Raw genomic sequence first — 12850 nt, 5'->3', positions numbered from 1 at the left:
TTGAACGGCTCGCCCTAGAGGTAGCGTTTCATTGATAAAATCCGAGAACGGCTTTGGTCTCGAGATATTCTTCCATGCCTTCGCAGCCGTATTCCCTGCCGTTCCCGGAACGCTTGTATCCGCCAAAAGGTGCGTTCGGATCCCAGTCGGGATAGTTGAGATGGACCTGACCGGACTGGATCTGCCCAGCCACTTTCCTCGCGGTGTCCATATCAGTGCCCTGCACATGCGCGCCGAGGCCGTAGACCGTGTCGTTGGCGATCTCGATCGCCTCGTCAACCGAATCGTATGGAATGATAGACAACACCGGGCCGAAGATCTCCTCCTGAGCTATCCTCATGTCGCGACGGACGTTCGAGAAGATCGTCGGCCGCGCATAGAGGCCGATCTGAAGGTCGTCGGGCCGCCCCGGCCCGCCAATGACAAGCTTGGCGCGTTCCTCCAGGCCGACGTCGATCATAGTCTGGACGCGCTCGAACTGCGGCCGGTTGGCGATCGGACCATGGGTCGTGCATTCCGAAAGCGGATCGCCGACCACTATTTCGGAAGCAGCCGCCGCAGCGAGAGCCTCAACCTCCGCCATCTGCGAACGGGACACAAGCATGCGCGTCGGCGCGCTGCAGGATTGGCCGAGATTGCGGAAAGCGGCGCCGACGCCGAGTGGAACGGCCCGGCTCAGCTCGGCATCCGGCAGAATGATATTTGGCGACTTGCCACCGAGTTCCTGGGCGACGCGCTTGACGGTGGGCGCAGCCGCCTGCGCAACGAGAACTCCGGCACGGGTCGAGCCGGTGATCGAGACCATGTCGACCTGCGGATGCGACGCCAGACCGGTGCCCACGACGGGACCGGTCCCATTGACGAGGTTGAATACGCCGGGCGGACAACCGGCATCGTCCATCACCTCGGCGAACAGCAAGGCGCTCAGGGGCGACAATTCGCTTGGCTTCAACACCACCGTGCAGCCCGCCGCGAGCGCCGGACCGACCTTGGCTGTGATCTGGTAGAGAGGCCAATTCCAAGGGGTGATGAGACCACAGACGCCGATCGCCTCGCGCATGAGGGCGGTGCTGCCGCGCGGGCTGATGAAAGAATAGGTCGCGAGATTGTCACGCGCGACGCGGATATGTTCGGCGGCCAGCGGCACCTGGGCGCGGCGCGCATAGGTGATAGCGGCCCCCATCTCGCTCGTGATCGCCTGCGCGAACAGCTCGAGCCGCTCCAGGAGCAAACCATGGATCCGGTCGAGCAGCGCTGCACGCTCCGGAGCCGGCTTGCAAGACCAGCCCGCGAAGGCTCGTCTGGCCGCGGCGACCGCGTATTCCACGTCCTCGTCGTTTCCGAGCGCGACTTCGGCGATTGGCTGCTCGGCCGCCGGGTTGACGACGACCGCCATCGCCGATCCGCTGGGCTTGCGCCATTCTCCGTCGATGTAGAATTTGCCGAGGAAGCCGGCTTCCGTCAGGTGTCGAACGGCCGAGGTCATTGGAAGCGATCCTTGATCCGGTAATAGGCGCCGACCAGCGGAAGCTGGGCATGCGCAAATCGCCGCCCGATTCTGTTTCAGGTTTACCAGCCGCGCATCCGCGGCCACTGAGCTTCGATTGCGTCACTTCCCGCCGAGATGACATTGTACAGTTCGTGCTGTGACGCCATCGCGCAGGCATGATTGGGCAGAATCCTGACCTTCGCGCCGATCGGGATATGCGGGAGGGCTGCAGCCGATCCGGACCTGACGGCGAGGATGCCGTGCTCCTGGCTCGCCTGCGCGACGATCAGGTTCGGATAGAGTTGGCCGGACAGATCGCAGACGAGACCGTAACCTTGGTCAACCCGCTGCGCCGCGGTGCCGCGATCGCGTGACAGTGCCATCCAGCCCGCATCGACCAAGATCCATCCCTTCTCCGGCTTCGTGCCGATGATGGTGGCGAGAACCGAGATCGCGATGTCGTCGGTCGTGCAAACACCGACGCCGTGCATCACCAGATCGAAGAACATGTAGACGCCGGCCCGCATCTCCGTGACACCGGTCAGGTCATCGGCGAAATGGGCGGTCGGCGTCGAACCGACACTCACGACCGGGCATTCATGCCCCGCCGCCCGCAATGTCTCCGCGGCCGCCACGGCCACGGCCCTTTCGTTCTCTGCTGCCGCGACGAGAGCATCGGACGTGTAAAGGCTGTAGGATTCGCCGGCATGGGTGAGAATGCCGGCGAGCGTGACGCCGGCCTCGGCCAGGGCCGCCGCGACGGCGATGAGTTTGGGATCGGTGGCGGTCAGCCCCCCGCGATGGCCGTCGCAGTCGATCTCGATGAAGGCGGAGGGCGTCACGCCGGCGGCGTGCGCGGCCGTGCCCAACATCGCCGCCTGTTCAGGGGAATCGAGCAGCACCTTAAGGTCAACGCCGGCTTTGCGGAGACGGATCGCCCTTTCAGCGGTGTGCGGTGCCACGCCGACGGCATATGTCACGTCACGGAAACCGTACTGCGCGAAGTACTCAGCCTCCGCCAAGGTGGAGACGGTGATCGGCCCGGGCCCGGAGGGATAGGCGCGCCGGGCGACCTCAATGGATTTCGCGGTTTTCATATGGGGGCGCAGCACGACGCCAGCCGCGGCCATACGAGAGGACAGACGGGCGAGATTGCGATCCAGCCGGTCTTTGTCGAGCAGGAGGGCCGGCGTCGCCAACGCGCCGACCGTCGCGGCTATTTCGCATGGCGCGGCGTTGTGGACATCGATCCCGCGCATATCCCAGCGTTGCATCTCAAGGTCTCCTAGCCGAACGACTGGTTGGCGACCGCGAACCTGCGCGCTGGCCCGGTCGATGGCGTCTGCGCCCCCAGGACCATGGTGGTGGCGTCGCTGACCTGCTGCAGCCCGATGCTTTCGAGCCAGTCCCCGAGCTGCGAGGAGGCAGAGGTGTCGATCCGGACGAAGACACTCCCGAGGGGCGCGAGCGCGGCCTCGATCAATGCGCGCGCATCAGTCGGGCTCTCGGCAACCACAGGGCCGATGACATGCCCGCGGCCGAAGAGACGGGAAATGGCGTAGCCGCGGGGCGTGCCGTCACGCAAGAGGACGTAGCCGTCGCCGACCTCGATCAGCCGGTTCAGCATCTCGCGCCTCGTCCAGCCGGAGGCCTCGTGATCGAGCTCCACGATCGCCCCGAAGTCCGATGGAACCATCAATCTGACGTTTGCGAGCGGCGGCGTGTCGCGGCGCTGGCGAGGAACGCCATGATGCTGGTGCAGCATGCCGATGCTCGCGAAGCCGCGGCGTGCGTAAAGCGCAAGGCCCTCTGCCGTCGAATTCAGCGTGATGATCCGTGGTCGTGCCGCCGCGAGCAGCGCGTCCATCAGCCGGGCCCCGTAACCCCGTCCCTGAACGGCTTTCGAGACGATGATCATTCCGGCGGAAGCATGGGTGTCGCCGTAAGGCCACCACAGCGCGGTCCCTACCACAGCACCCGCACTCGTCACCACGAAACCGCGGCCAAGCTGCAGCGCAAATTCCCAATCCTTGAGCAGATACGGCCAAGACATCTCCTGCGAGAGCTTCAGCGCACCTTTCAGGTGCGCTCTCGCGAAAGGGATCAGGGCCACGTCTTCGTTCGCGCGATCTCCGGCCTGGGTAGCTGCGGTTGCCATGATGCGTCGACGTCTCTCGCTTGGGTTACCGGACTAATCGTCAGTGCCTGACACGGCGAGGTCCGTCTGACGATGTTCACACGAATTGCAGCGTACCTTGGCTCCGACAGCATTACGCGATCAGACTGACGCAAAGTTCGGCAGGGTATTGCATTGATGATACGGTAGAAGAGACAATCTGCTGTCAGCGGCTCGTGCGCCAAGGTCAGCTTCGCGCCAAGACCCGCCGAACCCGTGAGGGCCGACCGCAACTTTACTCGCGTCCGCTGACACCGGTCGCCATCCTCAGGCGTGCTTGCAACGTCGCGGTCGCTTTTGCGTTGCGAACCTCGTCGCATGACAACTCCGTAGATATGGCCGAGGCTGAAACACTCCTCGATCCGAAACCGACCCTTCGGCACGTCGCACCCTGCACGACGTCGGCGATGTAGTTCTTCACGGCCCGTCCATCCGGGGGAAGGACTTTGACTCGCCTCGGCAGCCCTTCTAGTCCATCGAACCGTTGCGGACGATCTGGCTGCCGGCCTAACGCTTCCTTGATCGTCGAAGCGAATTTGATTGGCTGTGCAGTTTCGAGCACAAGCATCGGCGTCTCGGGGTTCGCATGCATGCGCCCGACCGTCACACCATCCGCAGTGTGAGGATCGATCATTGTGTTGTAGCGGTCCCACGTGTCACGGATCGTCGCCAGTCGATCGGCATGGGTGCTCCTGCCGCTGCGGAATCCAAAACGCGCCGCCGCCGTTACGAAGCTGGGATCACCGCTGAGGTCGAACGAACCGCATTTCCGAAGTTGGTTCTCAAACAGCGATTTCGTCCGACTGGCGTTGCGACCGAGTAAATCGAAGATGAACCGCTCGAGATTTGATGCCTTGGAAATATCCATGGAAGGGCTCGATGTTTCAAGCGTGTCAGCTCGGCTTCTGGCGCGATAAACGCCGGTGCGGAAAAACTCGTCGAGCACGTCGTTTTCGTTGGTCGCAAGGACGAGACGGGATATTGGAAGTCCCATCATGCGCGCAACATGACCAGCGCAGATGTTTCCGAAGTTTCCTGAAGGCACGGAAAAGTCAACGCCTGCTGACCTCCCTTCGGAGACTTGAAAATAGCCGGAGAAGTAATAGACGACCTGCGCGACCAGTCGGGCCCAGTTGATCGAATTCACTGCACCTATCTTATATCGTCGTTTGAATTCCAGATCGCTGGACACACATTTGACGATGTCTTGGCAATCGTCGAACACGCCATCTATGGCGATGTTGTGGATGTTGGCGTCCTGCAGGCTGAACATCTGAGCTTGCTGAAAGGAGCTCATCCGTCCGAGGGGCGACATCATGAAGATCCGCACCCCCTTCTTGCCGCGCATTGCGTATTCCGCAGCGCTCCCGGTGTCGCCACTGGTGGCCCCAAGAATGTTCAATTCGTCGTGCCGGCGTGCCAGTTCGTACTCGAGCAGATTGCCGAGCAACTGCATGGCCATGTCCTTGAACGCCAGCGTAGGACCGTTCGACAATTCCTGGAGGTAAAGCCGCGTCTCCAGCTTTCGAAGCAAAACGATGCTCGAGGCTCCAAATATCTCGGGCGTGTAGGTCTTTTCGCAGATTGCCTTCAGGTCAGCGGGCGGAATATCGCTGACGTAGAGCGACAGGACCTCGAAGGCGAGGCTGGGATAGGACAAGGAACGCCATGCATCCAATGTAGCGGCGTCCACACGCGGGTAGGTCTCAGGTACGTACAGCCCGCCGTCCTCGGCGAGGCCTTCAAGCAATGTCTCGCAGAACTGTCTGCGACCTGAATGTCCGCGCGTGGATACGTAGTGCATCGATGCTCTTCTTTCGAGAGGCGGCAGTGCCGCCAGCTCCATGACCCGGGTTGTACCTTTGAGAATGCCCGATGGAGCTTCCAGCCGTCAGCGGCGGTCGCGCCACAGCGCGAAATGATCCTGCATCCGATATCCCCAGATCATGGCGGGCATGAACCAGGGATCGCCACGATAGAGCGGGATGGAGTCCGGCGGACGGAAGTCAAAGGCGGTGCGCGCCCGTTCGTGGTTTCCCATCAGCTTGTGGGCCGCGTGCATCCCGATCCAAGGCGCCCAGACGACGCCTGAACCGCAGAAGCCAGTGGCATAAACCACACCGTCCTCTTCGAAGATGCGCGGGAGCATGTCGCGATTCATCGCCACATTGCCGAACCAGCTGTGCGAAAGGCGAACATTCTCGAGTTCGGGGAAAAGGTTCACCAGCCCCTTGCGCAGCAGGAGCTTTGGAGCCACCGGGTTACCGACACGAGAGCTGTCGCGCCCCCCTAACAGGATACGTTTGCCGTCGGGCGATGGGCGGTAATAGAACCCGATCTGGCGGTTCTCGGTCATCATCATGCGTTTGGGCATCAGCCGCGCCATGACGTCAGGTGCGAGCTCCTCGGTTGCAATGATCCGGCTGCGAACCGGGACCAGCCTGCGGCGCAGGAAGGGAACGGCGCTATCAGTATAGCCATTCGTGCAAACCAGAACCTGACGCGCCTGCACCGAACCGGCCGAGGTCACGATGCGGAATCCGGAGCCGTCCCTCTCAATTGAGATGACGGGCGTGTCCGCATGAACCGCGACGCCCGAAGCGAGCGCCACGCGAAGCAGTTCAGCGTGAAACTTCGCCGGTTGTAGCCCACCGATATCCATCCGGACTGTTCCACCCCGGTAGACATCGGTGCCGATGTAACTGCGCTGCTCGGCATAGGGTACGGCGTGAGACTCGATCCGCAGCCTCTTCGCTAATACTTCCGCGCTACGCGCCATCGTGTCGTACTGCTCATATCCGAACGCGCCCTTGAACTGCCCGACCAGTCGGAAATCACAGGCGAGCCCTTCAGTCTTGATGAAATCGTAAAGGAATTCGCGGGCGATCTTGCCTTCGGCCTCGATTGCCAACGCCTTGTCTTCGCCGAAGCGTCGGGAGATCGCCGCGTAATCCGGCCGTATGCTTGCGCTGGTTATTCCACCGTTGCGCGTCGAGGCGCCCTCGCCCGGAGTCATCGCGTCAAAGGCCGCAACCGAGCGTCCCTCGCGCGCCAGCACCAGCCCGGCCGAAAGAGAGGCATAGCCAGCGCCCACGATCAGTACGTCAAGTTTCTTGGGAAGAGTCTGTTGAGGCAGCGACCTAAGTGGTGCGGCTTCCCACCAATAGGGCGTGTCCTTCTCTGCGGCTCTGGGCTCGTGCATGTCGCTGACTTCTCGGGTGTTAAAGGTGGCCTTGGATTACTGACAAGACGGATTCTGATCAGCCAACGCGGTGCTTGCGACGTCTACGCTATCAGGAGGTTCTGCCGGATAGCCTTCAACGCTGTCCGCTGCCTGCCACCTGGGCTCAAGCCGTCAAATGTGGTCATCTCTAACGTCAAGCGCATCGCGCAACCCGTCGCCGATGAAGTTGAAGCTGGTCACTGCGATCGTAATCGCCGCGCCTGGAATGATGGCAAGCCAGGGAGCGCTGGCCAGATATTGCTGGGCGCCGTTGAGCAGATTGCCCCAGCTGGGCAGCGGTGGTTGGATGCCGTAACCGAGGAAACTGATATAGGCCTCCAGAAGAATCGCACGGGCGACGGTGAGGCTTGCGGCCACAATGATCGGACCGGTGGCATTGGGCAGAATTTCGCGAAGCATGATATGCCTGCCGCTCAGACCGACCATGCGCGCGGCCTGGACAAACTCGCGCTCGCGCAGCGAACGGACCTCGGCTTCGACGATCCTGGCAACCTCCATCCAGCTCGTGACAGCGATGATGACAGTGATCATCATCGGACTGGGCCGGAGCGTCGCCGCCAACGCCAGCACGAGGAAAATCGAGGGGAAGGAAAGAAAGCCATCCACCGTGCGCATCAGCGCCGCTCCGATCCAGCCGCCGCGATAGCCTGCGGTCACGCCAACGAGCGTTCCGATCAGCGTTGACAACAACATCGCGGAGAATCCCACCAGCAGTGAGACGCGCCCAGCCATCAACAGCCGCACAGCCAAGTCTCGCCCCAACGGGTCAGTGCCGAAATAATGATGACCACTCAACGGAGGAGCGAAACGGGCGCGCATATCAATGTGGAGCGAGTCGTAAGGCAAGGCATAGGGGCCCAAGACGCACGCCAACACGAGCAGGGCGATCATCGCGAATCCGAGCAGCGCCAGGTGGTGGCGCATGAAGCGGCGCACCCCGCGGCTGTGCCACCAGCGAATTGGAGGGAGGTGGGCGGCGATGTCAGTCATAATTGGGACTCCTGTTGACGGCACGAGCCTGCGTCTTCAGCTGAGACGAATGCGCGGATCGACGAGTGCGACAAGGATGTCTGCGACGAGATTGCCAAGCACGACAAGGATGGCTGAGAATATCAACAGCCCCATGACCATCGGATAATCACTGTAGCCGAGGCTGTCGAGAAACAGCCGCCCCATTCCCGGCCAGGTAAAGATGGTCTCAGTGACCAACGCGCCGGTCAGAATGCTCGGCAACTGCACCCCAGCCAGCGTGATCATCGGCAACAGCGCGTTGCCGACGACATGCTTCAGCAGGATGCGGCGCTCACTCAGGCCCTTGGCGCGAGCCGTCTTGACGAAATCCTGGCTCAGCGCATCGAGAGTCGCCGTGCGCATGTAGCGGCTCCAGACCGCGACATGGACCAGAGACAGCACCAAGCTTGGCAAGATCAGGTGATGCAAGTAATCCAGCACCGATCCGTCGCCGATCGTGTACATGTTCCCTGCAGGCACCCAACCGAGCTTCAACGTGAAGATATAGATGCCGACGAGGCCGAACCAGAAGGTCGGGACCGACAGCGCGACCATGGCGCCGATCGTCGCGCAATAATCGAACAGGGAATAGCGGTGGGTGGCACCGCGGATCCCGATCCAGGAACCAATGGCAATGGCCAGTGCCGTGGAGGTGCCCATGAGCAGCAACGTCGCGAAGAGGTGACGCCCAATCACCGCCAGCACCGGCGTGCCGTCGCGGAAAGAGTGTCCCCAGTCGCCTTGAACCAGCCGCCAAGCCCAATCAAAATACTGAATCCACAGCGGCCGGTTCAGCCCGAGCTGCTCTGCCAGTCGCTCAATGTCCTTCTGAGTCATGCCGGGATCCAGCCCGAACTGCGCGAGAGGACCGCCCGGCATGAAGTTGAGCACCGTGAAGCCGATGATCGAGACGATCACCAACAGCACGATGCTCTGCGAAAAACGATTGAGCAGGAACCCGGGCATTCGAGTCTCCATATTAACTTGACAGCGGCTAGTCGGTCGCCGCCCTGCGCCTATCCGGGCCCCGGGCGGCGATACGTCAACTCGCCCAAGACCAAGCCAGCGCGTTCCAGGATTCAGTGCGCGTGTTGACGTTCGGCGCGACCCCGGAAATGCCTTTCTTGTTACCCTGGACCGCATTGATCTGGTACAGCGGAAGGAAGGGCAGGTCGCGACGAACAAGCTCTTGTACCCGACGGTAGATCGTGCGCCGCGCGTCCGGATCGAAGCTGCGAACCCCTTGATCGAGCAAGGCATCGACCTCTAGATTTGAATACTGCGCATTATTCGAACCACGCCCGCCCTTCGTTCTAATCGAACGCGAGTGCAAGCGATTGGTCACGTCCGGGTCAGCACCGATCAGATACGTGCTACCGACGATCACGGAATCGAATTGCGATTGCTGCCAGAACTCGCCCCACATCACGGCGGCGGGCAAGTTCGATATCTTCATCTCGACGCCCAACTGAGAAAATGTCTGCTGCAAGAACTGCTGCACCTGCTCGCGAAGCGGATCGCCTGAAGTGGTCGAGCTGGCAAAGGACAGGCGGACGCCGCTTTTGGCCCGAATGCCATCCCGCCCGGGCATCCAGCCGGCTTGGTCGAGGATCTGGCGCGCGCGGTCCAGATTGTATGCGTGCGCTGGAAGATTGGGGTTATAGTAGATGGCCTGCCTCGGCATGAAGGTCTCCGTCGGAGTCGGCACGCCGTAATAGAGCCCCTGGATAATCGATTCCTTGTCGATGGCTGCATAGAGCGCCTCACGGACTGCAAGCTCCCTGAACTGTGGACGCTCCAGATTCAGGTAAAAGGACTCGAATGAGGCCTTTGGGACCAGTGTCACAACTCGGTTCGCCAGCGCCTTGGCTTCCTCGTAATGGTCAGCTGTGATGTACGGCTGCCCCATCAGGTCCACGTCGCCGCTCTTGAACTGAGTGTAGAGGACGGTGAGGTCGGGAATGTATTTGAAGATCAGCTTCTCGATGTGAGGGCCTTCTCCGAAATATTCGGAGTTAGCCACGAGCTCGAGATGATCGCCTGCGACCCGCTGGCCCCACTTGAACGCGCCGGTGCCAACAGGCGCCTGGTTGAAGGCAGCGTTGTTTGGATTGGCCTCCTTCTCGAGGATGTGCTTGGGCACGATGAAGGTTTCGGTGAGGAACGACAGATAAGGCGCAAAAACCTGTTCCATTCGCCACGAGATCTCCGTGGGCGAGATCACCGTGATGTCGCGCACGAGGGCATGGCCGGCGGTGCGCCAACTCCGGAAGTCCGGGTTGGTGATCAGTTCGAGGGTGAACTTCACATCCTCGGCCGTGAAGGGTTTGCCGTCGTGCCAGCGGACATCATCACGCAAACGAAGGTGCCATTTGAGACCGTCCTCCGAAATGCCGCCGTTCTTCTGGTTCGGTACTTCGACGGCAAGGTTGGGCTGAATCTCGCCTTTTGGGTCGATCCGGAACAGCGCGTCAAAAACCGAGAAATGGACACCATCATCGACTTCAATGTGTACCATCAGCGGATTGAAGACTGTCGGCTCTTGTCCAAGTCCGACGACGATGCGACCGCTCGGTTTGGCGGGAGCCTTCTGAGCGAAGGCGGGCGTACCCAACAGGCCTGGTGCAGCGAGGCCGGCAGCCCCGGCCACCATCAATCGAAGTGCATTGCGCCGTGAATAGCTCGAGTCAAAATAAGCTTCCGTCATGACCTCTCCTCGTTCTTGGCTGTGTCCCGCCGGTGTTCATTGACTCCCGCGAGCGCGCGAGCGCCCCTTGGCTGCTCGCCGGGGATGGCAGCGACGAGCTCGCGCGTGTAGGCGGATTTCGGGTCCAGGAAGATCTGCGACGGCGGTCCGCGTTCGATGATCTGTCCTCGATGCATAACCGCAATTTCATCGCAGATCTGGCTGGCGACGCGCAGATCATGCGTGATGAAGATCATCGAGACGCCAGTCTCCCGCTGAATCTGGTCCAGCAGCTTCAGGATCTGGGCCTGGATTGACACGTCAAGCGCGGAGACGGCTTCGTCGGCGATCAGCAATTTTGGTTTGAACATCAGCGCCCGGGCGATGCCGACGCGCTGGCGCTGCCCGCCGGAGAATTCGTGCGGATAGCGTTCAAAGGCGCCTGAATCCAGGCCCACATGGGACAGAAGCTCACGCGCCCGCTCACCAGCCTCTCTGTGCGGCACGCCGTGCGCGACCGGCCCTACTGTGAGAATTTGCCCGACCGTCGAGCGCGGGTTGAGCGACGCAAAAGGATCCTGGAAGATCATCTGGATTTTTGGCCGCAGCGGCCGAAACTCGGCCTCGGTAAGCCCGGCGACGTCGCGGCCTTCGAACAGAATCGAGCCACCGTCGCTCTCCATGAGCTTGATCAGCAGCCGGCCGAGCGACGATTTGCCCGAACCGCTTTCTCCGACAACGCCTAGCGTGCGGCCCTGCGTGAGATCGAACGAGACACCATTGACCGCAGTCACGATGCGCTGCGTGCGGAAAAGCGCACTGCCGCTGCGATAGGTCTTGACCAGACACTCGACCTTCAGGATTGACGCCCTGTCGGCGGCTTCCAACGGATTGCGGTCCTTGCCGGTCAGGTGCGGCACGGCCGCGATCAGGCGGCGCGTATAGAGGTGACTGGGCGACTTGAGCACTTGCTCGGCACTGCCTTGCTCGACGCAATGGCCCTTCTCCATCACCACAACGGAATCGGCAATCTCCGCCACGACTCCAAAGTCATGGGTGATGAACATCACGCTCATTCCCTTGCGGCGCTGAATGTCGCGGATCAGTTTGAGGATCTGCGCCTGCGTCGTCACGTCGAGTGCGGTCGTCGGCTCGTCCGCAATCAGGATCGCGGGCTCAAGAGCCAGGGCCATGGCGATCATCACCCGCTGCCGTTGCCCGCCCGAAAGCCGGAATGGATACTGGTGATACATGAGTTGCGGATCGGGAAGACCGACTTCAACCAACAAGTCTATGGCGCGGCTGCGACGGGATTTCGCGGTCCCAACGTCGTGCGCTGCCATCACTTCCTCGATCTGCGCGCCCACGGTCATCAGCGGATTGAGCGCTGAGAGCGGATCTTGAAAGATCATCGAGACGACGCGGCCGCGAAGGTTGCGGAGCTTATCGGGCGAAATGGCTACGATGTTGGTCCCATTCAGGTCGATCGAACCCGAGGTAACACGTATCGCCTTGGGCAGAAGCCCCATGATCGCATTGGCTGTGACCGACTTGCCCGATCCGGACTCTCCAATGATGCACAGTATCTGACCACGCTTCAGATCAAAGGAGACGTTCTCGACGGCGTGAGCCCGCTCCATCCCGGCCGGCAAGCTCACGGTCAGGTCACGCACCGAGAGTGCCACATCTTCCGAAGCTACAGCCTGAGAGGCAGAGGCCATTTGAACAGTCTCCCCTTTCAACGGCGTTGGGTCGTTCTGCTGCGGATTGGCTCTTCGGCCATTGTTGCCGCCGCGACGATCGGACAGGTCGAAAATTCGCCGCTCATTTTGCCATTCCCTGTTCGGAGAGTGCGACATGATTCAAAGCTTGGTGCTCAACAGCAAAAAAAGCTGTCGCTCAAGCCAAAACATCGGACGAGCGGCCAACTCGATCACTGAATCGAAGTTCTTGGAGCTAACAGTCCCATCCAGCTTGATTGCTCTTGTGGAGGTCTGTTCCTGGACAAGGCTCATCCAGCTTCCCTTTAGAACTTCTGCCATTGATCGACATTGACGCGGCATTCGCGAGTTTGACTGCTTCAATCACCCCAGAGTCGCCGAAACGCGCCGTATGGGCAGCAGGAAGTTCTGAAAACGAAGTGCCATCTGGCATTTCAGTCTGCGCCGCCAAACGTCGGAGATCAATTACCGAACCGGACTAGATTGAGATTGCCGCCGCGACGAGAGAACTCTCAGGCGGCCT

9 protein-coding genes are annotated in these 12850 nt (G+C 61.1%); all 9 read right to left on the bottom strand.

Annotation, left to right across the window (positions count from 1 at the left end; genetic code table 11):
• Positions 1-28: 28 nt before the first annotated feature.
• Entirely contained in the window at positions 29-1486 is a 1458-nt protein-coding gene (locus ABIB80_RS19080; RefSeq protein WP_007601134.1) for an aldehyde dehydrogenase family protein, read from the bottom strand.
• Between the two features lie 83 nt (positions 1487-1569).
• Positions 1570-2763: an alanine racemase gene (locus tag ABIB80_RS19075; RefSeq protein WP_354128134.1), complete on the bottom strand. Its 1194-nt coding sequence runs from the start codon at positions 2761-2763 to the stop codon at positions 1570-1572.
• A gap of 11 nt (positions 2764-2774) precedes the next feature.
• Positions 2775-3647, bottom strand: a complete 873-nt coding sequence (locus ABIB80_RS19070; protein ID WP_007601132.1) for a GNAT family N-acetyltransferase — start codon at positions 3645-3647, stop codon at positions 2775-2777.
• Between the two features lie 253 nt (positions 3648-3900).
• Positions 3901-5469, bottom strand: coding sequence for a threonine synthase (gene thrC / locus ABIB80_RS19065; RefSeq protein WP_354128133.1), 1569 nt, complete (start codon positions 5467-5469; stop codon positions 3901-3903).
• An 87-nt stretch (positions 5470-5556) separates the two neighbouring features.
• A complete protein-coding gene (locus tag ABIB80_RS19060; RefSeq protein ID WP_007601130.1) occupies positions 5557-6867 on the bottom strand; it encodes an NAD(P)/FAD-dependent oxidoreductase in 1311 nt (436 codons plus the stop codon).
• Between the two features lie 153 nt (positions 6868-7020).
• On the bottom strand, positions 7021-7899 hold the full coding sequence (locus ABIB80_RS19055) for an ABC transporter permease (RefSeq protein ID WP_007601129.1): 879 nt from the start codon (positions 7897-7899) through the stop codon (positions 7021-7023).
• A gap of 36 nt (positions 7900-7935) precedes the next feature.
• Positions 7936-8886 carry an ABC transporter permease gene (locus ABIB80_RS19050; protein ID WP_007601128.1) on the bottom strand — a complete coding sequence of 317 codons (951 nt, stop codon included), beginning with the start codon at positions 8884-8886 and terminating at the stop codon, positions 7936-7938.
• Between the two features lie 76 nt (positions 8887-8962).
• Positions 8963-10627: a peptide ABC transporter substrate-binding protein gene (locus ABIB80_RS19045; RefSeq protein WP_007601127.1), complete on the bottom strand. Its 1665-nt coding sequence runs from the start codon at positions 10625-10627 to the stop codon at positions 8963-8965.
• Positions 10624-12327, bottom strand: coding sequence for an ABC transporter ATP-binding protein (locus ABIB80_RS19040; RefSeq protein WP_007601126.1), 1704 nt, complete (start codon positions 12325-12327; stop codon positions 10624-10626). The genes ABIB80_RS19045 and ABIB80_RS19040 overlap by 4 nt, the downstream gene beginning before the upstream one ends.
• Between the last annotated feature and the right edge of the window lie 523 nt (positions 12328-12850).

The sequence above is a fragment of the Bradyrhizobium sp. i1.15.2 genome (assembly GCF_040548425.1).
GTDB lineage: Bacteria > Pseudomonadota > Alphaproteobacteria > Rhizobiales > Xanthobacteraceae > Bradyrhizobium > Bradyrhizobium canariense.
This window is presented reverse-complemented; position numbering and strand designations above follow the sequence as displayed.

What these genes read in the sequence shown, in the direction of transcription:
- ABIB80_RS19080 (WP_007601134.1), bottom strand. Translation starts at nt 1,486, where the DNA reads ATGACCTCGGCCGTTCGACACCTGACGGAAGCCGGCTTCCTCGGCAAA.
- ABIB80_RS19075 (WP_354128134.1), bottom strand. Translation starts at nt 2,763, where the DNA reads ATGCAACGCTGGGATATGCGCGGGATCGATGTCCACAACGCCGCGCCA.
- ABIB80_RS19070 (WP_007601132.1), bottom strand. Translation starts at nt 3,647, where the DNA reads ATGGCAACCGCAGCTACCCAGGCCGGAGATCGCGCGAACGAAGACGTG.
- thrC (WP_354128133.1), bottom strand. Translation starts at nt 5,469, where the DNA reads ATGCACTACGTATCCACGCGCGGACATTCAGGTCGCAGACAGTTCTGC.
- ABIB80_RS19060 (WP_007601130.1), bottom strand. Translation starts at nt 6,867, where the DNA reads ATGCACGAGCCCAGAGCCGCAGAGAAGGACACGCCCTATTGGTGGGAA.
- ABIB80_RS19055 (WP_007601129.1), bottom strand. Translation starts at nt 7,899, where the DNA reads ATGACTGACATCGCCGCCCACCTCCCTCCAATTCGCTGGTGGCACAGC.
- ABIB80_RS19050 (WP_007601128.1), bottom strand. Translation starts at nt 8,886, where the DNA reads ATGCCCGGGTTCCTGCTCAATCGTTTTTCGCAGAGCATCGTGCTGTTG.
- ABIB80_RS19045 (WP_007601127.1), bottom strand. Translation starts at nt 10,627, where the DNA reads ATGACGGAAGCTTATTTTGACTCGAGCTATTCACGGCGCAATGCACTT.
- ABIB80_RS19040 (WP_007601126.1), bottom strand. Translation starts at nt 12,327, where the DNA reads ATGGCCTCTGCCTCTCAGGCTGTAGCTTCGGAAGATGTGGCACTCTCG.